We start from the raw sequence: 23,212 nt of genomic DNA, 5'->3' as shown, positions 1-23,212 counted from the left end.
AGTGAGTGTCACCGCAGCCAAGGGCTTCACCGCGGCGGGCATCGCCGCCGGGATCAAGGAGAACGGGAACCCCGACCTCGCCCTCGTCGTCAACAACGGCCCGCGCCTGGCCGCGGCCGGTGTCTTCACCGCCAACCGGGTCAAGGCCGCGCCGGTGCTCTGGTCCCAGCAGGTACTCAAGGGCGGCACGGTCTCCGCCGTCGTCCTCAACTCCGGTGGCGCCAACGCCTGTACCGGACCGCTGGGCTTCCAGGACACCCACGCCACCGCGGAGAAGGCCGCCGAGGTGCTCGGGTTGAGCGCGGGTGAGGTGGCCGTCGCCTCCACCGGACTGATCGGCGTGCGGCTGCCGATGGACAAGCTGCTGCCGGGAGTCGAGAAGGCGGCCGGTGAACTCTCCGCACACGGCGGGGAGAAGGCCGCCATCGCCATCAAGACCACCGACACCGTGCACAAGACGTCGGTCGTGGAAGGCGACGGCTGGACGGTCGGCGGAATGGCAAAGGGCGCGGGCATGCTCGCACCGGGCCTGGCCACCATGCTCGTCGTCCTGACGACCGACGCCGACGTGGACGCGCCCACCCTGGACAAGGCGCTGCGCGCCGCGACCCGTACCACCTTCGACCGGGTCGACTCCGACGGCTGCATGTCCACCAACGACACCGTGCTGCTGCTCGCCTCCGGCGCCTCCGAAACCACCCCGCCGTACGGGGAGTTCGCCGCCGCCGTCGAGCGGGTCTGCGCGGATCTCGCCCGGCAGCTCATCGGCGACGCGGAAGGCGCCTCCAAGGACATCCGCATCGAGGTGACCAACGCGGCGAGCGAGGACGACGCGGTCGAGGTCGGCCGTTCCATCGCCCGCAACAACCTGCTCAAGTGCGCCATCCACGGCGAGGACCCCAACTGGGGCCGGGTGCTCTCGGCGATCGGCACCACCTCCGCCGAGTTCGACCCGGACGCCCTCAACGTCGCCATCAACGGCGTGTGGGTGTGCAAGAACGGCTCGGTGGGCGAGGACCGGGAACTGGTCGACATGCGCTACCGCGAGGTGCACATCATCGCCGACCTGGCCGCGGGCGGCGACTCCGCCGTCATCTGGGCCAACGACCTCACCGCCGACTACGTCCACGAGAACAGCGCGTACAGCTCATGAGCACCCGCAAGCACACCGCCCTGCCCAAGGCGCAGACCCTCATCGAGGCGCTGCCCTGGCTGACCCGCCACCACGGCAAGACGGTTGTCATCAAGTTCGGCGGAAACGCCATGGTGGACGAGGAGTTGAAGGCCGCCTTCGCGCAGGACGTGGTCTTCCTGCGGCACGCGGGCCTCAAGCCCGTCGTCGTGCACGGCGGTGGCCCGCAGATCAGCTCCCAGCTCGAAAAGCTGGGCCTCACCTCGGAGTTCAAGGCCGGACTGCGGGTCACCACCCCGGAGACCATGGACGTGGTGCGGATGGTGCTCGCCGGTCAGGTGCAGCGCGAGCTGGTCGGCCTGCTCAACCAGCACGGCCCGCTGGCCGTCGGCCTCACCGGCGAGGACGCGCACACCATGAGCGCCGTCAAGCGGTACACCGAGATCGACGGAGAGCGCGTCGACCTGGGCAGGGTCGGCGAGGTCACCGCGATCGACACCGGCGCCATCCAGGCCCTGCTGGACGACGGCCGGATCCCGGTCGTCTCCTCGATCGCCCGCGGCGCCGACGACGGGCAGGTCTACAACATCAACGCCGACACCGCCGCCGCCGCGCTCGCCGCCGCCCTGGGCGCCGAGACGCTGATGGTGCTCACCGACGTTGAGGGCCTGTACGCGGACTGGCCCAACAGCGACGACGTGATCAGCCAACTCACCGCCAGCCAACTGGAGAAGCTGCTGCCCGAGCTGGCCAGCGGCATGGTGCCCAAGATGGAGGGATGCCTGTACGCGGTGCGCAACGGCGTCAACACCGCCCGGGTGATCGACGGACGGGTACAGCACTCCATCCTGCTGGAGATCTTCACTGACGAGGGCATCGGCACCATGGTCGTGCCGGACGGCCCGCAAGGGGGGCGGAAATGACGAACGCCGAGCTGACCCGGCGCTGGCGGGGCGCGATGATGGACAACTACGGCACTCCGCGGCTGCCGTTGGCGCGCGGCGCGGGCGCCCGGGTGTGGGACGCCGAAGGCAAGGAGTACCTGGACTTCGTCGGCGGCATCGCGGTCAACGCGCTGGGCCACGCGCACCCGGCGATCGCCGACGCCGTCGCCCGGCAGATGACCCAACTCGGCCATGTCTCCAACCTGTTCATCGCCGAACCGCCGGTGGCCCTCGCCGAACGGCTGCTGCGACTGTTCGGCCGACAGGGCCGGGTCTTCTTCTGCAACTCCGGTGCGGAGGCGGTCGAGGGAGCGTTCAAGATCGCACGGCGTACCGGCCGCACCCACATGGTCGCGGCCCAGGGCGGCTTCCACGGCCGCACCATGGGGGCGCTCGCCCTCACCGGACAGCCTGCCAAGCAGGACCCGTTCCGGCCGCTGCCCGGTGACGTCACCCATGTGCCGTACGGGGACGCCGAGGCGCTGCGCGCGGCGGTAACCGAACGGACCGCGGCGGTTGTCCTGGAACCGATCCAGGGCGAGAACGGCGCCGTCGTACCGCCCGAAGGCTATCTGGCCGCGGCCCGGGAGATCACCCGGGCCACCGGGACCCTGCTGGTGCTGGACGAGGTGCAGACCGGCATCGGCCGTACCGGCCACTGGTTCGCCCACCAGGCAGAGGGCGTCGAGCCCGATGTGGTCACGCTCGCCAAGGGCCTCGGCGGTGGGCTGCCGATCGGCGCCACCGTCGCCTTCGGGGACGCCGCCGAACTGCTGACGCCCGGCCAGCACGGTACGACGTTCGGCGGCAACCCGGTGGTGTGCGCGGCGGCCCTCGCGGTCCTCGACACCATCGAGGGCGACGGGCTGCTGGAGCGGGTCAAGCGCACCGGGGAGCGGCTGCGGGACGGCGTCGAGGCGCTGGGACATCCGCTGGTCGACCGGGTACGCGGTGCGGGACTGCTGATCGGTATCGTGCTCACAGAGCCCCTCGCCGCCGAGTTGCAGCAGGCGGCTCAGGACGCCGGATTCCTGGTGAACGCCGCAGTACCCGACACGGTACGACTCGCCCCTCCGCTGATCATCGGGGAGGACGAGGCGGACGCGTTCCTCCGGGCGCTGCCCGGTGTCCTCGAGGTGGCTTACGGGGCACGACGATCCGGAGAATGACGACCATGACCGAGGGGCAGCAGGGCGGCGGCCAGGCCGTGCCGCAGACCCGTACCGCGCGACACCGCAGGATCGTGGACATCCTGAACCGGGAGCCGGTGCGGTCGCAGAGCCAACTCGCCAAGATGCTGGCCGACGACGGTCTGAACGTCACCCAGGCGACGCTCTCCCGCGACCTGGACGAACTGGGCGCGGTCAAGATCCGCAACACCGGTGGTGAGCTGATCTACGCGGTGCCGTCGGAGGGCGGGTTCCGTACCCCGATGGCACCGCTGGGCGAGTCAGTGAAGGAGGAGCGGATGGCCCGGCTGGCGGGTGAACTCCTGATCTCCGCGGAGGCGTCGGCCAACCTCGTGGTGCTGCGTACACCACCGGGCGCCGCCCAGTTCCTGGCCTCGGCGATCGACCAGGCCGAGGTGCACGACATCCTGGGCACCATCGCGGGCGACGACACCGTGCTGCTGATCAGCCGCGACCCGACGGGCGGCCAGGCGCTGGCCGACCATCTGCTGCGGCTCGCCCAACGAGACCGTTAGAGGTCCTGACCGCCGCCGGAAACCCGGGAGTTCGCCAGCCGCGGCCGTCGGCGGTGACGGCGAACGCCTCGGCGTGCGGCAGGTCCTCGAGCCACCGCCGCGCCCGGGAGCCCATCGCGAAGGCCGCGGTGGCCCAGGCGTCGGCGTCGGTCAGCGAGCGGGTCACCACGGTCACCGAGACCGCTTCGCCCTCCGGTGGCCGCCCGGTGTGGGGGTCGAGGACATGGACGCCGCGCTCCGCCGTGCCCGAGGTGGCCACCGCCAGCTCCCCGGCGCTCTCCACCACGGTGGCCAGTGCGCCCGGCCGCAGCGGATCGGTGACGCCCACCCGCCAGGGCCGACCGGGTTCCGGCTCGCCGAGCAACTGGATGTCCCCGCCGCCGTTGACACACACCCCGTACGCCCCCGCCTCCGCGATCATGCGCGCCGCGCGCTCCACCGCCCAGCCCTTGACCAGGCCCGTCGGGTCCAGACCGCCCGCGTAGCCGGTGCTGAACCAGCCGTCGGTCCGCTCCCGTGCCCGCTCGCACAGCCCCAGCACCTCGGCCACCCGCGGATCGCAGTCCGCGAGGCCGAGTTCGCCGCGGGCGAGCCGGGAGAGCTGGCTGTCCGGCCGGTACGTGGAGAAGACGGCGTCCACGGTGTGCAGCGAGGCCACCGCGGCCTCGACGGCGGAGGGCACCCTGAGCCCGGCTCCGTACGCGACGTCGAACGAGAAGACCGTGCCCATGGCCTCCTCGACGTGCCGCAACCGCCGCCGCTCAGCCACCGGCCCGGTCCAACGCGCTCTGCAGGGACTGGATGTAGCCCGCGCTGGTGTAACTGGCCCCGGACACCGCGTCGATGTGCGCGCTCTGCGCGGCGATCGCCTCCCGGGTCAACTGGGGTATCGCATACGAGGCGATCTCCTGGTCACGCGGGTTGTCCGAGGGTGTCTGCAGGGCGGTGACGCCGGTGATCCGGCCGTTGGCGAGGGTCACCTGCACCTGTACCGGGCCGTAGTCGGTCTGCTCGGTGTCGCCGGTGACCGTTCCCGTGTGCTTCGGGCCGCTTGCTCCCGGCGCGCCGCTCGACGACGGCCGGGGGCCGGCCGGGACGGTGGCGTGTGCCAGCGCCGGGGGTGGGGCGGAGTGCGGTTTGAGGGCGAGCAGCAGCACGATCCCGGAGACCGTCGCGGCGGCGCCGAGCACCACCCTGCGCAGTGGGTTCCTGGTCAACTTCGGGGCTCCGGTTCACAGTTCGAATGACTCGTGGTGGATACGGCGGCCGGGCACCCCGGCCGCCCGCAGCGCCGCGTGGGCCTGCTCCATCAAGCCCGGTGGGCCGCAGAGAAAGGCGTCGTGCTCGGCGATGTCCGGCAGCACGGCGCGCAGCGCGTCGGCGCTGAGGTCGGCGCGGCGGCCGTCCGGAGCGTTCACCGCGCTGTACACCCGCGCCCCGCGGGCGTCGGCGATCCTCTCCAACTCGCCCCACAGCGCCAGGCCTTCGGGGGTACTGGCACGGTAGAGCAGGGTCAGCTCGCCGGGCCGGGCGGGCAGCGTCTCGAACAGCGCGCGCAGCGGGGTGATGCCCACGCCTCCGGCGATCAGCAGCACCTTGCGGCGCGAACGGCGGCCCGCGGTGAGCGCCCCGTACGGCCCCTCGGCCCACACCCGGGTGCCCGGGCGCAGCCCCGCCACCGCCGCGCTGTGGCCGCCCGCCGACTTGACGGTGATCCGCAGGAAGTCGTCGCGGGGCGCGGCGGAAAGCGAGTACGGCGTCGAGGTCCAGCGCAGTGACCCGGACAGGAAGCGCCAGCGCAGGAACTGCCCGGCCTCGGCGCCCAGTTCGGACAGATGCTCGCCGCGGATCAGTACCGAGTGGACGTCCGGCGCCTCCCGTACCACCGACTCGACCCGCAGTCGGTGGCGGGCGTTGAGCCGGACCGGGGCCAGCACCCGGTACCACAGCACCAGGCCCGCGGCCCCGCCGTACAGCAGGTACCAGGCGGCCCGCGCCATGCCGTTGCCGGCGAACTGCGCGCCCAGCGAGAGTTGGTGGAAGAAGGCGAGGAAGACCGCCGCATACGTCAACAGGTGCAGGTAGTACCAGGTTTCGTAGGAGACCCGGCGACGCACCGCACGCGCCGAGACCACTGCGACGGCCACCAGGACCGCGGCGCCCAGCGTGCCCTTGAGCATGTCCGGGTAGTGCAGCACCACGTTCAGCGTCTCGCGCACCACAGGGCTGTGGTCCTGCATCGCGTACCCGAGCAGCACGCAGACCGCGTGCACCACCAGCAGGCTCACCGTCCACCGCCCGGCCGACGCGTGCCAGCGCGCCACCCGGTCGCTGCCGACCCGGCGCTCCAGCGCGGGCACCCTGGCCATCAGCGCCACCAGCACCGCGCACGCGTAGCCGGTCAGCAGCCCGGCGATGCGGCCCGCGCCGAGCAGCCAGCCGTCGGCGCCGACCACCGTGGCGGTGCCGGTCCACCACAGGGCGAGCACCGCCGCCGCGCCCGCGTAGACCAGGGTCAGGACCACCGGGGCGGGGTCGCGCCGGGCGCGTAGCGGTGGGGCGGCGTGCCTGCGCACCGCCCGGCCGTCATACGTGGTGGTCACCAGCGGCTCCTTCCGATATCCGGACGGTCCACTGTGCCCCGGGCGGTTCTGAGTACCCTCTGAGCAGGCGGCCGCAGAGTACCTTCAGAGCAAACTCAGAGGTGGCCGCGCGATCCTGTAGCCATCATGACGAACCCCAGCATCACTTCCCGCCGCCTGCCCTCGCTCACCCGTGAGGACGGCACCCCCGTCCGCGTCCTGGTCGTGGACGACGAGCCGGATCTGGCCGATGTGCTCTCCGGCGTCCTGCGCTACGAGGGCTGGCAGGTCCGCACCGCCTCCGACGGTGCCTCGGCGCTGGCCGCCGCCCGCGAGCTGCGGCCGGACGCCGTCGTGCTCGACGTCATGCTTCCGGACGTCGACGGCTTCGAGGTGCTGCGCAGGCTGCGTGCCGAGCAGCCGCAGGTGTGTGTGCTGTTCCTCACCGCGCGGGACGCGGTGGAGGACCGTATCGCCGGGATCACCGCGGGCGGCGACGACTACGTCACCAAGCCGTTCAGCCTGGAGGAGGTGGTCGCCCGGCTGCGCGGGCTGCTGCGCAGGGCGGGCATGACGCGTCTTCGCGACGAGGATGGTTCACTTCTCATCGTGGGCGACCTGGTGATGGACGAGGACGCCCGCGAGGTGACCAGGTCCGGTGATCTGGTGGAACTGTCCAGGACCGAGTTCGAGCTGCTGCGCTACCTGATGCGCAACCCGCGCCGGGTGCTCAGCAAGGCGCAGATCCTCGACCGGGTCTGGTCCTACGACTTCGGAGGCAAGGCGCACGTGGTGGAGCTGTATGTGAGCTACCTGCGCAAGAAGATCGACGCGGGCCGCACCCCGATGATCCACACGGTCCGAGGTGCGGGCTACGTGCTGAAACCGGCGGACCGGTGATCCGACCGCCGCTGCGCCGAATCGCCTCCCGGCTCCGCCCTCGCACCCTGCGGGCCCGGCTGACCTGCGGGCTCGTCGTGCTGCTCGCGGTCGGCTGCGCGGCGGTCGGGGTGGCGGCGGTGCTGTCGCTGGGCGGCTTCCTGAGCAACCAGTTGGACCAGCAGCTCAGCGAGGCGGGCGGCCGGTTCCCGGCCAGCCTGGAGCACGGCGGGCGCGGCGACCCCGCGGACGGCGGCGCTGGGGGAGTACGGGCGGACACCCGTCGGCAGGCGCCCGGCACCTTCGGGGCGCGGCTGCTGCACGGGCGGGTGACCGACGTGGCCGTGGTGCGGTCCTCGGGCGCCGACACCGCGGTGTCGCTGGACGCCGCCGACGAGAAGGCGCTGGCCGCCCTGCCCACGGACGGGCACGCCCAGGACGTGCAGCTGTCGGCGCTGCACCGCTACCGGGTGGCGGCGGTGCGGGGACACGACGGGGACGTACTGGTCACCGGGCTGCCTCTGGAGGACGTCGAGGCGGCGGTGCACCGGCTTGAGCTGGTGTCGGCCACGGTGTTCGGCGCGGTGCTGCTGGTGGCGGGGGTGGCCGGGGCGCTCTGGGTGCGCTGGAGCCTGCGCCCGCTGAGCCGGGTGGCGGCGACCGCGGCGTCGGTGACCCGGCTGCCGTTGGCCAGCGGTGAGGTGACGCTGCCCGCGCGGGTGCCGGACGCGGATCCGCGGACCGAGGTCGGGCGGGTCGGCTCGGCGTTCAACCTCATGCTCAGCCATGTCGAGGACGCGCTGTCGCAGCGGCACGCCAGCGAGGAGCGGCTGCGGCGGTTCGCCGCCGACGCCAGCCATGAGCTGCGCACCCCCGTCGCCTCCATCCGCGGCCACGCCGAGCTGGCGTTGCGGCATCCCGGCCCGGTGCCGCCGGAGATCACCCACGCGGTGCGGCGGGTGGCGGCGGAGTCCGGGCGGATGGGGGAGATGGTCGACGACCTCCTGCTGCTGGCCAGGCTGGACGCGGGACGGCCGCTGGAGCGGAACCCGGTAGACCTGACACGGCTGGTGCTGGACGCGACCGACGACGCCCGGGTGGCGGGGCGCGGCCACCGGTGGACGCTGGACCTGCCGGAGGAGCCGGTCGCCGTGTGCGGTGACCGGCACCGACTGCACCAGGCGTTGGCCAACCTGTTGGCCAACGCGCGGGTGCACACCCCTGAGGGGACGACGGTCGAGGTGGGGCTGCGGGACACCGGCTCGCACGCGGTGCTGACCGTCACCGATGACGGACCTGGCGTGCCAGAGGCCGCACAGGCCACCGTCTTCGAGCGGTTCACCAGGGCCGACTCCCGCCGTCACGCCTCCGGCGGCGGCGCGGGCCTGGGCCTGGCCATCGTCGCCGGGGTGACCGCCGCGCACGGTGGTACCGCGGAGATCGACAGCCGTCCAGGCCGGACGGTCTTCACCCTGCGCCTCCCGCACCGCGCTTGATCAGTTCAGCCAGTACGGGAGCCTGTGAGCGCTCGACACTCTTGGTCGCGGTCAGCAGGGTGAGCGGTCCCTTCGCTGCGAGGTCCCGCAGGTGCCTGACCGCCGCCCGGTGTTCGGGGTCGGCCAGCTCGTCCTGGTAGCGCCTGCGGAACTCCGAGTACCGCTCGGGCTCATGCCCGTACCACTTGCGCAGTTCGGTGGACGGCGCCGCGTCCTTCGCCCACTCGTCCAGCCCAGCGCGCTCCTTGGCCAGGCCGCGGGGCCAGACCCGGTCCACCAGCACCCGAGTCCCGTCCTCCACCCGCGGCTCGTCATAGACCCGCCGCACCCGCACATCGTGCCGTCGCTCAGTCATGGCAGCCTCCTCCCACGTCTGCACGCTAACGCGGGCCGTGCCCGGCCGCCTGGGCTGCGGCCAGACCCGGCCGGCCTCCGCCGGCGCGGTCTTTTTGGGCTTCGCGTCGGCCCTCCCGGCGCCTGGAGAAGCCCCCTTGGAGTCCTGGCCTCGCGCCGGAGGCGCATGCTCCTGCCGCGCCGCGTTGATTTTCCATGCGGCACCCTGCATACTTATGCCACGTACCGCATGGATGTCCCCTCGGATGCCCTGCCCCACCTGCACTGTGAATGGAGAAAGCCGTGACCGAGCGCGTCGTACTCGCCTATTCCGGCGGCCTGGACACCTCCGTCTGCATCGGCTGGATCGCCGAGGAGACCGGCGCCGAGGTCATCGCCGTCGCCGTCGACGTCGGCCAGGGTGGCGAGGACCTGGACGTCATCCGCAAGCGGGCGCTGGCCTGCGGCGCGGTGGAGGCAGAGGTCGCCGATGCCAAGGACGAGTTCGCCGACGAGTACTGCCTCCCGGCGATCAAGGCCAACGCCCTGTACATGGACCGGTACCCGCTGGTCTCGGCGCTGTCCCGGCCGACCATCGTCAAGCACCTGGTGTCCGCCGCCAAGAAGCACGGCGCCGACACCGTCGCCCACGGCTGCACCGGCAAGGGCAACGACCAGGTGCGTTTCGAGGCCGGTATCGCCTCCCTCGCCCCCGATCTGAAGTGCGTCGCCCCGGTGCGGGACTACGCCATGACCCGGGACAAGGCGATCGCCTTCGCCGAGAAGGCGGGCCTGCCGATCGCCACCACCAAGAAGTCCCCGTACTCCATCGACCAGAACGTGTTCGGCCGGGCCGTGGAGACCGGGTTCCTTGAGGACATCTGGAACGCGCCGATCGAGGACATCTACGACTACACCGAGAACCCGGCCACCCCGCGCGACCCCGACGAGGTCGTCATCACCTTCAAGCACGGCGTCCCGGTGGCCATCGACGGCAAGGCGGTCAGCGTCCTGCAGGCCATCCAGCAGCTCAACGAGCGGGCCGGTGCGCAGGGCGTCGGGCGGATCGACATGGTCGAGGACCGGCTGGTCGGCATCAAGTCCCGGGAGGTCTACGAGGCCCCCGGCGCCATCGCCCTGATCACCGCGCACCAGGAGCTGGAGAGCGTCACCGTCGAGCGGGAACTCGCCCGCTACAAGCGGCAGGTGGAGCAGCGGTGGGGCGAACTGGTCTACGACGGCCTGTGGTTCTCCCCGCTCAAGCGGGCGCTGGACGGCTTCATCAACGAGGCCAACGAGCCCGTCTCCGGTGACATCCGGATGACCCTGCACGGTGGCCGGGCGGTCGTCACCGGCCGGCGGTCCGAGTCGTCGCTGTACGACTTCAACCTCGCCACCTACGACACCGGCGACACCTTCGACCAGTCGATGTCCAAGGGCTTCATCGAACTGTTCGGCATGTCCTCGAAGATCGCCGCACAGCGTGATCTGCGCGCTTCGCACGACGCGGACCTCGCCTCGTGAGTGAGAAGAACGACGTACGTCTGTGGGGCGGCCGGTTCGCGGACGGACCGGCCGACGCACTCGCAAGGCTTTCCGCCTCCGTCCACTTCGACTGGCGGCTGGCCCCGTACGACATCGCGGGATCCCGGGCGCACGCCCGGGTGCTGCACAAGGCCGGGCTGCTGACCGCGGACGAACTGGAGCGCATGCTGGTCGGCCTGGACGAACTGGAAGCCGATGTGGCGGACGGCTCCTTCACCGGGACCGTCGCCGACGAGGACGTGCACACGGCGCTGGAACGCGGCCTGCTGGAGCGGCTCGGCCCGGAACTCGGCGGCAAGCTGCGGGCCGGGCGGTCCCGCAACGACCAGGTCGCCACGTTGTTCCGGATGTACCTGCGGGACCACGCGTGCATCATCGGCGGCCTGATCGCCGACTTGCAGCACGCCCTCGTGGGACTGGCCGAGGCGCACCCCGACGTCGCCATGCCCGGCCGTACCCACCTCCAGCACGCCCAGCCGGTGCTGTTCGCACACCATGTGCTGGCGCATGTCCAGGCGCTGTCCCGGGACGCGGAGCGGCTGCGGCAGTGGGACGAGCGCACGGCGGTCTCCCCGTACGGCTCGGGGGCGCTGGCCGGTTCCTCGCTCGGCCTCGACCCGCAGGCGGTCGCCGCCGACCTGGGCTTCGAGCACGGATCGGCCGCCAACTCCATCGACGGCACCGCGTCGCGGGACTTCGTCGCCGAGTTCGCGTTCATCACCGCGATGATCGGCATCGACCTGTCGCGGATCGCGGAGGAGGTGATCATCTGGAACACGAAGGAGTTCTCCTTCGTCACCCTCCACGACGCCTTCTCCACCGGCTCGTCGATCATGCCGCAGAAGAAGAACCCGGACATCGCGGAGCTGGCCCGTGGCAAGTCCGGCCGCCTGATCGGCAATCTGACCGGTCTGCTGGCCACCTTGAAGGCGCTGCCGCTCGCGTACAACCGGGACCTTCAGGAGGACAAGGAGCCGGTCTTCGACTCCTGCGACCAACTGGAGATCCTGCTTCCGGCGTTCACCGGCATGATGGAGACGCTCACCGTCAACCGCGAGCGGATGGAGGAACTCGCCCCGGCGGGCTTCTCGTTGGCGACCGACGTCGCGGAGTGGCTGGTCAAGCAGGGTGTTCCGTTCCGAGTCGCGCACGAGGTGGCGGGCGAGTGCGTCAAGGTCTGCGAGACCGAGGGCATCGAACTGGATGAGCTGACGGATCATCAGTTCGCCGCGATCTCGGAGCACCTGACCCCCGAGGTGCGAAGCGTCCTGAACGTGCACGGCGCGCTGGCCGCCCGCGACGGCCGCGGCGGTACGGCCCCCTCTGCCGTCGCCACCCAGCTCGCCGAGGTACACGAGGACCTGGCGATCCAGCGAGCCTGGTCCAACGCCAAGAACTGATCCACCAGACCCCACTCCGGCCCGGCCGCCGCGACACGCGGAGACCGGGTCGGAGTGCGTCGGAGCCGCCACATGGCGAGGCGCGAACATCCAAATTGAGACACTCATGTCTCGCATGCATTATTCTGGTCTCATGAGTTTCGATCGTGAACAGGTGCTGCGGGAGGCCGCCGCGCTGCTGACGCGTAAGGCGACCGCCTCCATGGACGAGATCGCCAAGGCGGCGGGGGTCAGCCGGGCGACCCTGCACCGGTACTTTCCGGGCCGTGACGCGTTGGTCCGGGCGCTTGGCGCGCTCGGCGTCGAGCAACTGGAGGAGCGGCTGGACGCCGCCCGCATCGAGGAGGGCGATCCGGTCGAGGCGGTGCGGCGGCTGATCGGGGAGGCCATGCCGGTCTCCGGTTTCCTGGCCTTCCTCTACGGCGAGAACCAGCTCTACGACGTCGCGGAGATCGACGAGGGCTGGGGCAGGATCGACGAGCGGGTCTCCGCGCTGTTCCGGCGCGGCCAGGAGCAGGGCCTGTTCCGGTACGACCTGAGCCCCGCCTGGCTGTGCGAGGCGCTGTACGCGCTGATCGCCGCCTCAGGCTGGTGTGTGCAGGACGGCAAGGTGGCCTCGCGCGACTCGGCGCGCATGGTCGGCGAACTGCTGCTCGGCGGAATGCTGCGGGAGCGGTCATGACCTCGCAGGTGTCCGAGTCCACCCCCACGGAAGCGGCGCCCCGGCGTCCGCACCCCGCGCGCTGGTGGGCGCTCGCGGTACTGACCCTGGCCCTGCTGCTGGTCGCGGTGGACGCGACCGTGCTGGGCCTGGCGATGCCGTTCCTCAGTGAGCAACTACGGCCGTCCTCCACCGAGTTGCTGTGGATCGGTGACGTCTACTCCTTCGTCATCGCCGGACTGCTGGTCTCCATGGGCAGCCTCGGCGACCGCATCGGCCGAAAGAGGCTGCTGCTCAGCGGCGCCGCCGCGTTCGGTGCGCTGTCGGTGCTGGCCGCGTACTCCGCCACGCCCGGCATGCTGATAGCCGCCCGGGCGCTGCTCGGTGTCGCGGGCGCGACGCTGATGCCGTCCACTCTGGCGCTGATCCGCAACCTGTTCAGCGACCCGCGTGAGCGCAGCTTCGCCATCGGTGTGTGGGGCTCCGCCTCGATGGCGGGCGCCGCGGCCGGTCCGGTGGTCGGCGGCTTCCTGCTGGAACACTTCTGGTGGGGCTCGGTCTTCCTGATCAACATCCCGGTGATGGCGGTGCTCATCGTGTTCGGCGCCAAGCTGCTGCCGGAGTCCCGCAACCCGGCACCCGGGCCCTGGGACCTGCCCAGTGTGCTGCTGTCACTGGTCGGTATGGCCGGCATCGTCTACGCGGTCAAGGAGACCGCCGCCTACGGGGTCGGAGCGAGCCACCTGGCGGCCGGTGCGGTCGGACTGCTGTGCGTCGCCGCGTTCGTACGGCGGCAACTGACCATCCCGGCACCGCTGTTGGACATGCGCCTGTTCCGCAACCGGGGCCTGAGCGCGTCGGTGCTGGCCGATCTGCTCACCGTGCTCGGCATGTCCGGGCTGGTGTTCTTCCTCTCCCAGTTCCTCCAACTGGTGCAGGAGCGTTCGCCGCTGCAGGCCGGGCTCGCGGAGCTACCGGCCACCGTGGGCGCCGTGGTCACCGGTCTGCTCGCGGGCAAGGCGGCCCGCCGCTACTCGGTGCGCGCCGTGGTCGCCGGAGGACTCGCGGCCATCGGGGTGGCGCTGGCGGCGCTGTTGGCGCTCACCCCGGACAGCGGATATCCGCTGGTGGGCGCGGTGCTGTTGATCGTCGGGATCGGCGCGGGGTTCTCCTTCACCGTTACCGCGGACGTGATCTTGTCCTCGGTGCCCAAGGAGAACGCGGGTGCGGCGTCGGCCGTCTCGGAGACGGCGTACGAGTTGGGCGCCGCGCTCGGCATCGCCTTCCTGGGGTCGATCGTGACCAGTCGGTACGCGGGCATCGCCATCCCCGACGGAGTACCGGCGGGTGCGGCCCAGCAGGCGCGGCAGTCGTTGCCGGGTGCGATGGAGGCGGCGAATCTGCTGCCGCAGCAGACCGGTGACGCGCTGCGGGTCGCCGCGCAGAGCGCCTTCACCGACGGGGTGCGGGGGGCCGCCGCGGTCGGTGCGATCGTGTTGCTGCTCGCCGCTGTCTGGGCCTGGCGGATGCTGCGCGGGCAGACGCTGCGCTCGTAGGCGGCGGTGGCTTCGGCACCGCCGGGCTGCTTCGGTGTGGTCGCTCGCCACCGCGGTAGCGCGGCGCAGCCGAATCCTCTTTCCGCCGCGGCGGTGAGCAGCCACACCGGCCGAACCCGGCGGTGCCGAACGCACCAAGGCCCGACGAGGTTCCGCCGAACAGCCGGAAGGCGGGGGCGCCGAGCACGGGCGCACCCCGCCGCGTAGGGGCGGCTCAGCCGCCCGAGGCTAGGCCGCCTTCGCCTTGGTGGCGTAGACGTCCACGTACTCCTGGCCGGACAGACGCATCACATGGCTCATGACCTCGTCGGTCACCGCGCGCAGGACATACCGGTCCCGGTCCATGCCCTCGTAGCGGGAGAAGTCGAGCGGCTCGCCGAACCGCACCGTCACCTGGGTGATGCGCGGCATGCCCGCACCGCCGGGCTGGACCCGGTCGGTGCCGATGGTGGCGCACGGCACCACCGGCGCGCCGGTCATCAGCGCCAGCCGGGCCACGCCGGTGCGGCCCCGGTACAGACGGCCGTCGGGGGAGCGGGTGCCCTCCGGGTAGATGCCGAACACCTTGCCCTCCTCCAGCACCCGCTTGCCCGTCATCAGCGCCGCGACCCCGCCGTTCGCGCCGTCCCGGTCCACCGGGATCATGCCCGAGGTGGTGAAGAACCAGGCCATCAGCCGACCCTTGACGCCCCGCCCGGTGACGTACTCGTCCTTGCCGATGAAGTAGACCGGTCGATCCACCACCAGCGACAGGAACAGCGAGTCGATGAAGGTGAGATGGTTCCCGGCGAGGATCACCGCACCACTCTCCGGGATGTTCTGCACACCCTCCACCCGTGGGCGGAACAGGACGCGCATCAGGAATCCGAGCAGCGCCTTGAGCAGAATGCGGGACAACGGGCCCTCCGGTCGGGGTCAGCCGATATGGGAAACGCTAGGCGGAAGAAGTGGAGCGGCAGCCACCGCGTCACTCCTGACGGGGACGATACTCGCGGCTACTGACGAGTTCCACGCCAGGTTCACCCACTTGGTACGCACAGTTGACAAGCGGCGCCGAAACCTTTCCCTGCCCCTCGTGCGAGTGATCTCCGTGTAACACGGTGCGCGCCCGCCATCCGCTGGGCATCTCCTCTGACATGGCGCCGATGCTCGACGTGATCAACGCGTACGCCCCGCTGCTGGCCGCCGAGGCCGCCGCGGAGGCCGGGAGCGGCGGGCTGGACCCGGCCGACCTCGAACAGGCCGTCTGGCTGAGGCTTTTGGAGCGCGGCCGGGCGCCCACCGACAGCGCGGCGTGGCTGCGCGAGGCGGTACACCGGGAGGCGCGCGAGGCCCGGCGCAGGGCGCGGCGCGAGCTGCCGTACGAACCGGGGCACCTGGCGGCCGGGCCGTCGGTGGAGCACCAGGCGCTCGACGCCGAGCTGCGCCGTTCGCTGCGCGCCGTCATCCGGAAGCTGCCGGGCCGCTGCCCGCAGCTGTTATCCGCACTGTTGTCCCGTTCCGACCCCACTTACCAAGAAATTTCCCGGGAGTTGGGAATCTCACAGGGCAGCCTCGGTCCGCTGCGCTCGCGTTGTCTGGGTTGCCTGCGGGCCAGGCTCGGTTCGGAGGATTGAAAGGCCGCAACTACGGGGTAAGGAGCGGTAAACAGTCGGCGGCAGGGCGCTTGAGACGTGTCCGGAACAGCACCCGAAGCGGGGCAGAGACGGGCCAACCGCTCGCTCTCCCCGTCCGGACGACTGTGCGATCATCGGCGCCACGGAGGCGGGGCGAACCCGCGCCGCCTCCGGCAAACAGGGCAGACATCCCGGGCGTACACCCTCACCCACCCGCGTCCGGGAGAACACAAAGGGGAGGCCTGCGCACATGGGCATGAGCGTGACCATCTCTACGGCGACCGAGGACGACGCCGAGAAGATCCTCAAACTCCAGTACCTCTGCTACCAGCGGGAAGCCGAGCTGTACGGCGACTACGGCATCGAACCGCTGACCCAGACCCTGGCCGCGCTGCGCACCGAACTCGGCGAGGGCTGCGTACTGGTGGCCAGGCTCGGCGAGGAGGTCGTCGGCTCGGTGCGCGGCACGGTCGACTCCGACGGCACCGCCCGGATAGCGAAGCTGATCGTCCACCCGCGGATGCAACGGCACGGCCTCGGCGGCCGGTTGCTGGGGGCCATCGAGGAGCGGCTCGCCGCGGAGCGCGAGGCCAAGCGCTTCCAGCTGTTCACCGGCCACCGCAACGAGGGCAACCTGCGCCTGTACCGCCGGCTCGGCTACGCGCAGATCGGCACCGAGGAGATCAACCGCCGACTGAGCCTGGTCACCATGGAGAAGGCGGTCGAGGCGTCCTCGTTCGCCGCCAGCGCCTGACCGGCCACTACGCCTGGGGCTGCCCCGCCGTGCTCAACCGCTGCGGGGCGGCCCTGCGCAACCACAGCATCCCGGTCACCGGCAGCACCAGCGGAATGAACACATAGCCCATCCCGTAGTAGGACCACACGGTCTGGTCGGGGAACGCGGAGGAGTCCACGATGGTCAGCGTGCCCACCGCGAGCACGCCCGCCAGCTCCACCGCGCAGCACACCATCGCCAGCCGCCGGGCCGACTCCCCGCCGCGCACCAGCGACACCGTGATGAACGCATAGACCACCGCGGCCACCGCGGACAGCACATACGCCAGCGGCGCCTCGTGGAACTGCGCGATCAACTGGTAGAGCGAACGCGATCCGGCGGCGACGGTGAACACCGCGTACAGCGAGACGATCAGCCGTCCCGGACCCTCGCCGATCTTCCGCGGCCGTTGTGTGGCCTGGCTCTCAGCCATGACCGCCTCCCCAGATGTCCAGCAGCCGCACCTGGAGCACGGCCAGAATCACTCCGCCTGCCGCCACCGTCGCCGATCCCCAACGGGTGCGCTCCAGCAGCGACATGAAGCCAGCCGCCGGAACGGTCAGCGCCGCGCCCACCAGATAGGCGACGAAGATCACCGTGCCGCCGTGCGGCTTGTGGCCGCCGGCCAACTCCACGATGCCCACCACCAGTTGGGCCAGTGCCAGTACGGACACCACGGCCATGCCGATGAAGTGCCAGTCCTTGGTGGACTGGTCGCGGGCGGTCGCGTATCCGCACCACGCGGCGAGCAGCAGCGCGGCGACCGTGACCGCCACGGTGAGCGCGCCGATCACCGCACGCTCCGCACCGCGGAACGGACCGGACAGGGGTGTACGAGCATGCGGTGACTCTATTACGGGACGAAAGTCCGGATGCGCCGCCCCCACCCGGCCGCATAGGGTCGCGGATCATGAGCCCCTCGCACTTCCGCACCGACGCCCTGCTGTTCGACATGGACGGAACGCTGGTCTCCTCGCTGGACTCCGTCGTCCGCTGCTGGACCCGCTGGGCGCGGGAGTACGGGATCGGCGCCGAGCGGTTCGCCCGGGTGCAGCTGCACGGGCGGCCCGCGGTCGAGATCATCGCCGAGTTGCTGCCCGCCGAGCGGGTCCCGGAGGCGCTGGCCAGGATCGAGGAGCTTGAGGTCCAGGACGTCGACGGTCTGGTGGTGCTGCCCGGCACCCTCGCACTGCTGGCCTCGCTGCCCGCCGAGCGGTGGGCGGTGGTGACCTCGGCCACCCGGCGGCTGGCCGAGGCGCGGCTGGCGGCGGCCGGGATAGCCCCCGGCCTACTGGTGAGCGCCGGTGACGTGCGGCGCGGCAAGCCCGATCCGGCGCCGTTCCTGGTCGCCGCCGAGAAGCTGGGGTTCCGGCCGGGGCGGTGCACGGTGTTCGAGGACGCGCCCGCGGGCCTGCGGGCGGGCCGGGCGGCCGGGATGCGCACGGTGGCGTTGACCACAACCCACGACCCGGCGGAGCTGGACGCCGATGTGCTGGTCAGGGACCTCTCGCAGGTGTCCGCGCAGGTGGACGAGGTCGGCGTGACGCTGCGCTGCGACGGCTGAGCACACCGCCGCCGGACACCGCGCTGTCCGCATGGCGGACAATCGGATCGGAATGCGGAACGTTCGAGCGCTGTCTGGTTTACTGGGGCGCATGACGACGACGAACAGCCGCAGCCGTGCGACCGAGGCGATGACGCCCGGTGTTCGTCGTATGTGTCGAATGTGCGAACTCTGAGGGCCCCTGCCTGAGCCTCGCGCCCCGAAGCGAGCAACCCCCTACGGACAGAGCAGAGCGGCGTCCGCATCCGGACCGCTCCCGCACCACGGACACCCGATGACCAATCCAGTGCCCCGAGCCTTCGCCATGGCCACCGCCGCGAGCCGGCACATGTGCCTCGCGGCGATCAAGCGCTGCCGACTCGCCCACGACCCGCAGCCGCCGGGCACCCACTCCCTCTGACACACCGCCGCCTGGTGTACCCGGGCCGCGCCCTGCCGTAATCCGAGACGGACACATCCGTACGTGACGGACACCCCGGTACGTACTCGACAGTGACGGAAACCCAGTGATCACCACCACGGGCCTGAGTAAGGTCTACCACTCGCGAGGTCGGGAGACAGTCGCTCTCGACGGCGTCGATCTACACGTCCGCGAGGGCGAGGTGTTCGGCGTCGTCGGCCGCAGCGGCGCCGGAAAGAGCACCCTGATCCGCTGCGTCAACCTGCTGGAGCGCCCCACCTCCGGCACCGTAGAGGTCGCCGGAACCGACCTGACCGCGCTGGCCGGTCGCTCCCGGCGTGCCAACGCGGCACTGCGCAGCGCCCGCAGCCAGATCGGCATGGTCTTCCAGCACTTCAACCTGCTGTCCGCGCGCACCGTGCAGGACAACGTCGAGCTGCCGCTGGAGATCCTCGGCATCTGCGGGCAGGAGCGGTCCCGCAAGGCGCTGGAACTGCTGGACCTGGTGGGCCTCGCCGACAAGGCGAAGGCCTACCCGGCACAGCTGTCCGGCGGCCAGAAGCAGCGGGTCGGCATCGCCCGCGCGCTGGCGGGCGACCCCAAGGTGCTGCTGTCCGACGAGGCCACCTCGGCGCTCGACCCGGAGACCACCCGCTCCATCCTCCAACTGCTGCGCGATCTCAACCAGCAGCTGGGGCTGACCGTCCTGCTGATCACCCACGAGATGGACGTGGTCAAGGCGGTCTGCGACTCGGCCGCGCTGATGAAGGGAGGCCGCATCGTGGAATCCGGCACCGTAGCCGAACTGTTGGCGACCCCCGGTTCCGAACTGGCCCAGGAACTCTTCCCGGTTGGCGGCGAGCCCTCCGAGGAGGGCCGCACGGTGGTGGACCTCACCTTCCACGGTGAGGCGGCCACCCAGCCGGTCATCTCCCAACTCGCCCGCACCTACAACATCGACATCTCGATCCTCGGCGCGGCGATGGAGACCATCGGCGGTCGCCAGGTCGGCCGGATGCGGATCGAACTACCCGGCCGCTTCGAGGAGAACGTGGTGCCCATCGGGTTCCTGCGGGAGAAGGGCCTCCAGGTCGACGTCGCGTCGGTGAACGGCGCCGCCACGCCGAAGGCTGACGACACGCTGGTCAAGGAGGCCGCGAAGTGACCTGGGACGAGCTGCAGCCGATGCTGCTGCCCGCGTGTTGGGACACCATCTACATGGTGCTGTGGTCCGCGGCGATCGCGGTGATCGTCGGACTCCCGCTCGGTGTGCTGCTGGTGCTCACCGACCGCGGTGGACTGCTGCGGAACGCGGCGGTCAACAAGGTCGTCGGAGCGATCGTGAACGTCGGCCGCTCGCTGCCGTTCATCATCCTGATGGTCGCGCTGATCCCCTTCACCCGGTACGTGATCGGCACCAGCATCGGCGCCGAGGCGGCGATCGTGCCGCTGGCGGTGGGCGCCATCCCGTTCTTCGCCCGCCTGGTGGAGACCGCGATACGCGAGGTCGACCACGGCCTTGTGGAGGCGGTGCAGTCGATGGGCGGCGGCACCTGGACCGTGGTGCGCAAGGTGCTGCTGCCGGAGGCGCTGCCCTCGCTGGTGTCCGGGCTGACCACCACCGCCGTGGCGCTGGTCGGCTACACCGCGATGGCGGGCGCGGTCGGCGCGGGCGGCCTGGGTGACCTGGCGATCCGCTACGGCTACCAGCGCTTCGAGACCAACGTCATGCTGATCACTCTGGTCATCCTGGTCGTCCTGGTCACCGCCATCCAGTTGCTCGGCGACCTGGCCGCCAGCTCCCTGGCCCGCCGCGGCAGACGAGCCGCGGCAGCGTAGGCGACCGGGCACAGGCCCCGAGGGGCGCCTGGGGACGCGGCCCCGGACAGGGCGACGGGGGGCGAAGCTCCCGAAAAAGCCAGGGGCTTGGGGGAGTAGCCCCCGAAGTTTCCCCGCAGTACAGGAAATCGGGCCCAGCGCCCATAACGAAAGGCACTTTTCGTGCGTACCGCAACCAAGTTCACCACCTCCCTGCTCGCCGCCGCGGCCCTCGCGTTCGGTGCCACCGCCTGCGCGTCCTCGTCCGACGGTTCGAGCGCGCAGCAGAAGGGCGCCGACGCGCCGCTGATCGTGGCCGCGAGCCCCACCCCGCACGCCAAGATCCTCGACTTCGTCCGGGACCACCTGGCCGCGAAGGCCGGGCTCAAGCTGGAAGTCAGGGAGTTCACCGACTACGTGCTGCCGAACACCGCCACCGAGAACGGCGACGTCGGCGCCAACTTCTTCCAGCACAAGCCCTACCTGGACGACTTCAACAAGAAGAACGGCACCCACATCGTGCCGGTGGTGAACGTCGAGCTGGAGCCGCTGGGCCTGTACTCGCACAAGGCGAAGTCGGTCAAGGACATCAAGGACGGCGCCACCGTCGCCGTCCCCAACGACACGACCAACGAGGGCCGCGCCTTCAAGCTGCTGGCCGCCAACGGGCTGCTCACCCTCAAGCCCGGCACCGGCAACGACGCCACCCCGGCGTCGGTGGCCGACAACCCCAAGCACCTGCAGTTCAAGGAGCTGGAGGCCGCCCAGCTGCCGCGCGCCCTCGACGACGTGGACGCCGCGATCATCAACGGCAACTACGCGATAGGCGACAACCTCAACCCGTCCAAGGACGCCCTGGTGCTGGAGAAGGCGAAGGGCAACCCCTACGCCAACTTCCTCGCGGTCAAGGAGGGCAACCAGAACGACCCGCGGGTCCAGAAGCTCGCCAAGCTGCTCAACTCCGACGCGGTCAAGCAGTACATCGAGCAGACCTTCAAGGGCGCGGTCGTCCCCGCCTTCGGCAAGCCCGCCGCCTGAGAGGCACCGCGCACCGGCGGCCGTGGCGCTGAGACGCTACGGCCGCCAGTGCGCCCAGTACACATCCGTGGTGTACGGCATCTCCAGGCGGTCGTCATCACGCATCGCACCCTGGCGCTTGAGCAGGTCCACGGCCTGCGCCCGTACCTGCTCCTGCTCGGCCCCGCCCAGCACCACGATGTGGCTGGACGACATCATCCGCTCCACCACGTCCGCCACCGTCGTGGAGTGCGGGTTCGGCCAGTGCCGCTCGCGCAGTTCGCTCCAGCCGGGGCGGCCGGTGAAGACCTGCCGCCAACCGTCGTCCAGCGGACTGGGCAGATCACGCGGCGCACAGCGGAAGTAGATGTCCTGGAACTCGCGCACCCACGGCACCGAGGTGTCATACGTGTTCCACACCAGCCCGAGCGCACCACCCGGCCGCAACAGGCGCTCCACCTCGGAGAGCGCCTGCCCACCGGAGAACCAGTGCCAGGACTGCGCCGCCACCACGGCGTCCGCGCAGCCGTCCGCCAGGCCGGTCGCCTCCGCCGTACCGGCCGTCACCGCCACCCCCGGCAGCAGTTCCGCCAGCCGGTCACGCATCTGAGCGACCGGCTCCACCGCGATCACCTCGGCACCGGTCAGCGCCAGCAGACGGGTGAACTTCCCCGTACCCGCGCCGAGATCGACGACCGTGCGTCCGGCCTCCAGCGGCAGCGCGTCCGCCAGCTCCGCGAGCGAGGCCATGGGGTAGGAGGGCCGCGACCGCTCGTAGCCGCCCGCCGAACGCTGGTAACCGATTCCTGCTGCGTGGTGGATCGTCACGCGGGCAGACGGTAGCAGGAGCCAGTGACGGGAAAGGGTACGGGCGTGGTCCGCGCGGTACCCCGAAGGCCCTTTGGACCAGCGGCAATCCACGGCCGCACGGACACCGTGCACGGATCGGCGGCCCGGTACCCCGCACTGCGCGCACCGCGCCCGATGTTGCATGCTGTGCTCTTTACACGGCTCTTTCCACGGGGCTCGGCGAGGAGCGGCGAATGACAACCACCTTCCCGGACATCTTCCCGGACATCTCGATCAGTACGGAACGGCTCTCCCTGCGTCCGTTCGACGAGGAGGACATCCCGGCGCTGGCGGAGATGATGAACGACGAACTGGTCGTCGCCTGGTCGCCCGTGCCGCACCCGTACACCAGGTCCGACGCCCGGCACTGGGTCACCAGCACCGCGCCCGCGGAACGCGCCTCGGGGCGCGGAATCGTCTTCGCGGTCAGCGAGTTCCTCACCCAGCGGCTGGTCGGCACCATCCACCTGTACGACACCGACTGGCGCTGCCGCAGCACCGAGATCGGCTACATCACCGCCCCCTGGGCGCGTGGTGAGGGCTACGCCTCGGAGGCGGTGCTGGCCACCGCCCAATGGCTCTTCCACGACCAGCGCTTCGAACGCCTGGAGTTGCGCACGGCGGCCGACAACACGGCCTCCCAGCAGGTGGCCCAGAAGATCGGCTGCATCAGCGAGGGCGTGCTGCGCAACGCCGGCATAGTGCGCAGCCGGTGTGCGGACGGCCGTTGGACCGAGTCGCGCACCGATCTGATCGTGTGGAGCCTGCTGCCCGAGGACCTCGACGGGGTCGCGGGCCGGGTGATGGACGACTCCGGATACGCCGCCTATCCCGACTGGCGCTGATCCGCCCGCTCGGCGTGTGCACCGGGTGCTCCCGTGCCTGGCCAGATCCGGCCGGGATACTGTGTCATGCCAGGTCTGCACCTGGTTCTGGCGAC

The 23,212-nt window shown here is 71.0% G+C and carries 26 protein-coding genes; 18 read left to right on the top strand and 8 right to left on the bottom strand.

Features of this window, described 5'->3' with window-relative positions; translation table 11 throughout:
- Position 1: 1 nt before the first annotated feature.
- From argJ to O5O46_RS10105, 4 genes are read left to right on the top strand one after another with little or no spacing between them, the layout of a single operon-like run.
- The gene (argJ, locus tag O5O46_RS10120) at positions 2 to 1,153 is read left to right on the top strand and encodes a bifunctional glutamate N-acetyltransferase/amino-acid acetyltransferase ArgJ (RefSeq protein ID WP_269854977.1); all 1,152 of its coding nucleotides are present in this window, start codon (positions 2 to 4) and stop codon (positions 1,151 to 1,153) included.
- Complete coding sequence (argB, locus tag O5O46_RS10115) at positions 1,150 to 2,055, top strand: acetylglutamate kinase (protein ID WP_269854976.1); 906 nt, start codon at positions 1,150 to 1,152, stop codon at positions 2,053 to 2,055. Before argJ ends, argB begins: the two co-directional genes overlap by 4 nt.
- Positions 2,052 to 3,245: an acetylornithine transaminase gene (locus tag O5O46_RS10110; protein ID WP_269854975.1), complete on the top strand. Its 1,194-nt coding sequence runs from the start codon at positions 2,052 to 2,054 to the stop codon at positions 3,243 to 3,245. The genes argB and O5O46_RS10110 overlap by 4 nt, the downstream gene beginning before the upstream one ends.
- A gap of 5 nt (positions 3,246 to 3,250) precedes the next feature.
- Positions 3,251 to 3,781 carry an arginine repressor gene (locus O5O46_RS10105; RefSeq protein WP_269855158.1) on the top strand — a complete coding sequence of 177 codons (531 nt, stop codon included), beginning with the start codon at positions 3,251 to 3,253 and terminating at the stop codon, positions 3,779 to 3,781.
- On the opposite strand, the gene O5O46_RS10100 is transcribed toward O5O46_RS10105, so the two are convergent.
- Genes O5O46_RS10100 through O5O46_RS10090 form a run of 3 tightly spaced genes read right to left on the bottom strand, consistent with a single transcriptional unit; the run spans position 3,711 to position 6,384 of the window.
- A complete protein-coding gene (locus O5O46_RS10100; RefSeq protein WP_269855157.1) occupies positions 3,711 to 4,511 on the bottom strand; it encodes an FAD:protein FMN transferase in 801 nt (266 codons plus the stop codon). The genes O5O46_RS10105 and O5O46_RS10100 overlap by 71 nt on opposite strands.
- A 31-nt stretch (positions 4,512 to 4,542) precedes the next feature.
- Positions 4,543 to 4,998, bottom strand: coding sequence for an FMN-binding protein (locus O5O46_RS10095; protein ID WP_269854974.1), 456 nt, complete (start codon positions 4,996 to 4,998; stop codon positions 4,543 to 4,545).
- Between the two features lie 15 nt (positions 4,999 to 5,013).
- Positions 5,014 to 6,384, bottom strand: coding sequence for a ferredoxin reductase family protein (locus O5O46_RS10090; protein WP_269854973.1), 1,371 nt, complete (start codon positions 6,382 to 6,384; stop codon positions 5,014 to 5,016).
- 126 nt (positions 6,385 to 6,510) lie between these two features.
- On the opposite strand from O5O46_RS10090, the gene O5O46_RS10085 reads away from it, so the two are divergent.
- Positions 6,511 to 7,263 (top strand): response regulator transcription factor, encoded by a 753-nt coding sequence (locus tag O5O46_RS10085; protein ID WP_269854972.1) that lies wholly within the window; start codon positions 6,511 to 6,513, stop codon positions 7,261 to 7,263.
- Entirely contained in the window at positions 7,263 to 8,738 is a 1,476-nt protein-coding gene (locus O5O46_RS10080) for a sensor histidine kinase (RefSeq protein WP_443072454.1), read from the top strand. Before O5O46_RS10085 ends, O5O46_RS10080 begins: the two co-directional genes overlap by 1 nt.
- On the opposite strand, the gene O5O46_RS10075 is transcribed toward O5O46_RS10080, so the two are convergent.
- Complete coding sequence (locus O5O46_RS10075; protein ID WP_269854970.1) at positions 8,710 to 9,093, bottom strand: DUF488 domain-containing protein; 384 nt, start codon at positions 9,091 to 9,093, stop codon at positions 8,710 to 8,712. The genes O5O46_RS10080 and O5O46_RS10075 overlap by 29 nt on opposite strands.
- A 281-nt stretch (positions 9,094 to 9,374) precedes the next feature.
- On the opposite strand from O5O46_RS10075, the gene O5O46_RS10070 reads away from it, so the two are divergent.
- The 4 genes from O5O46_RS10070 to O5O46_RS10055 all read left to right on the top strand — a co-directional run bounded on the left by O5O46_RS10070 (position 9,375) and on the right by O5O46_RS10055 (position 14,233).
- A complete protein-coding gene (locus tag O5O46_RS10070; protein ID WP_269854969.1) occupies positions 9,375 to 10,595 on the top strand; it encodes an argininosuccinate synthase in 1,221 nt (406 codons plus the stop codon).
- The gene (gene argH, locus O5O46_RS10065) at positions 10,592 to 12,016 is read left to right on the top strand and encodes an argininosuccinate lyase (protein ID WP_269854968.1); all 1,425 of its coding nucleotides are present in this window, start codon (positions 10,592 to 10,594) and stop codon (positions 12,014 to 12,016) included. The genes O5O46_RS10070 and argH overlap by 4 nt, the downstream gene beginning before the upstream one ends.
- Before the next feature lie 133 nt (positions 12,017 to 12,149).
- A complete protein-coding gene (locus O5O46_RS10060) occupies positions 12,150 to 12,698 on the top strand; it encodes a TetR/AcrR family transcriptional regulator (RefSeq protein WP_269854967.1) in 549 nt (182 codons plus the stop codon).
- Complete coding sequence (locus O5O46_RS10055) at positions 12,695 to 14,233, top strand: MFS transporter (protein WP_269854966.1); 1,539 nt, start codon at positions 12,695 to 12,697, stop codon at positions 14,231 to 14,233. The genes O5O46_RS10060 and O5O46_RS10055 overlap by 4 nt, the downstream gene beginning before the upstream one ends.
- 228 nt (positions 14,234 to 14,461) lie before the next feature.
- Here O5O46_RS10055 and O5O46_RS10050 read toward each other — a convergent pair whose 3' ends face one another.
- Positions 14,462 to 15,130 (bottom strand): lysophospholipid acyltransferase family protein, encoded by a 669-nt coding sequence (locus tag O5O46_RS10050; RefSeq protein ID WP_269854965.1) that lies wholly within the window; start codon positions 15,128 to 15,130, stop codon positions 14,462 to 14,464.
- 203 nt (positions 15,131 to 15,333) lie between these two features.
- Between O5O46_RS10050 and O5O46_RS10045 the strand changes: the two genes are divergently transcribed.
- Positions 15,334 to 15,849, top strand: coding sequence for an RNA polymerase sigma factor (locus tag O5O46_RS10045; RefSeq protein ID WP_443072440.1), 516 nt, complete (start codon positions 15,334 to 15,336; stop codon positions 15,847 to 15,849).
- 250 nt (positions 15,850 to 16,099) lie between these two features.
- A complete protein-coding gene (locus tag O5O46_RS10040; protein WP_269854964.1) occupies positions 16,100 to 16,603 on the top strand; it encodes a GNAT family N-acetyltransferase in 504 nt (167 codons plus the stop codon).
- A gap of 7 nt (positions 16,604 to 16,610) precedes the next feature.
- Here O5O46_RS10040 and O5O46_RS10035 read toward each other — a convergent pair whose 3' ends face one another.
- Both O5O46_RS10035 and O5O46_RS10030 read right to left on the bottom strand, forming a co-directional pair.
- Complete coding sequence (locus O5O46_RS10035) at positions 16,611 to 17,057, bottom strand: hypothetical protein (RefSeq protein WP_269854963.1); 447 nt, start codon at positions 17,055 to 17,057, stop codon at positions 16,611 to 16,613.
- Positions 17,050 to 17,418 carry a hypothetical protein gene (locus tag O5O46_RS10030; RefSeq protein ID WP_269854962.1) on the bottom strand — a complete coding sequence of 123 codons (369 nt, stop codon included), beginning with the start codon at positions 17,416 to 17,418 and terminating at the stop codon, positions 17,050 to 17,052. The genes O5O46_RS10035 and O5O46_RS10030 overlap by 8 nt, the downstream gene beginning before the upstream one ends.
- A 116-nt stretch (positions 17,419 to 17,534) precedes the next feature.
- Here O5O46_RS10030 and O5O46_RS10025 point away from each other — a divergent pair, with 116 nt between their 5' ends.
- From O5O46_RS10025 to O5O46_RS10005, 5 genes are all read left to right on the top strand, one after another.
- Positions 17,535 to 18,188, top strand: coding sequence for an HAD-IA family hydrolase (locus tag O5O46_RS10025; RefSeq protein WP_269854961.1), 654 nt, complete (start codon positions 17,535 to 17,537; stop codon positions 18,186 to 18,188).
- Positions 18,189 to 18,462: 274 nt separating this feature from the next.
- Positions 18,463 to 18,588 carry a hypothetical protein gene (locus O5O46_RS10020; RefSeq protein WP_269854960.1) on the top strand — a complete coding sequence of 42 codons (126 nt, stop codon included), beginning with the start codon at positions 18,463 to 18,465 and terminating at the stop codon, positions 18,586 to 18,588.
- Between the two features lie 106 nt (positions 18,589 to 18,694).
- The gene (locus tag O5O46_RS10015; RefSeq protein ID WP_269854959.1) at positions 18,695 to 19,753 is read left to right on the top strand and encodes a methionine ABC transporter ATP-binding protein; all 1,059 of its coding nucleotides are present in this window, start codon (positions 18,695 to 18,697) and stop codon (positions 19,751 to 19,753) included.
- On the top strand, positions 19,750 to 20,427 hold the full coding sequence (locus tag O5O46_RS10010) for a methionine ABC transporter permease (RefSeq protein WP_269854958.1): 678 nt from the start codon (positions 19,750 to 19,752) through the stop codon (positions 20,425 to 20,427). Before O5O46_RS10015 ends, O5O46_RS10010 begins: the two co-directional genes overlap by 4 nt.
- A 162-nt stretch (positions 20,428 to 20,589) precedes the next feature.
- Positions 20,590 to 21,444: a MetQ/NlpA family ABC transporter substrate-binding protein gene (locus tag O5O46_RS10005; protein ID WP_269854957.1), complete on the top strand. Its 855-nt coding sequence runs from the start codon at positions 20,590 to 20,592 to the stop codon at positions 21,442 to 21,444.
- 36 nt (positions 21,445 to 21,480) lie between these two features.
- Here O5O46_RS10005 and O5O46_RS10000 read toward each other — a convergent pair whose 3' ends face one another.
- Positions 21,481 to 22,251: a class I SAM-dependent methyltransferase gene (locus O5O46_RS10000; RefSeq protein WP_269854956.1), complete on the bottom strand. Its 771-nt coding sequence runs from the start codon at positions 22,249 to 22,251 to the stop codon at positions 21,481 to 21,483.
- 215 nt (positions 22,252 to 22,466) lie between these two features.
- Between O5O46_RS10000 and O5O46_RS09995 the strand changes: the two genes are divergently transcribed.
- Positions 22,467 to 23,117: a GNAT family N-acetyltransferase gene (locus tag O5O46_RS09995; protein ID WP_269854955.1), complete on the top strand. Its 651-nt coding sequence runs from the start codon at positions 22,467 to 22,469 to the stop codon at positions 23,115 to 23,117.
- Positions 23,118 to 23,212 lie beyond the last annotated feature (95 nt).

It is taken from the genome of Streptomyces sp. RPT161 (assembly GCF_027533845.1).
In the GTDB taxonomy this organism is placed as follows: domain Bacteria; phylum Actinomycetota; class Actinomycetes; order Streptomycetales; family Streptomycetaceae; genus Streptantibioticus_A; species Streptantibioticus_A silvisoli_A.
Note: the sequence above shows the minus strand (reverse complement) of the source record. Positions and strands in the feature narration are given on the sequence as shown.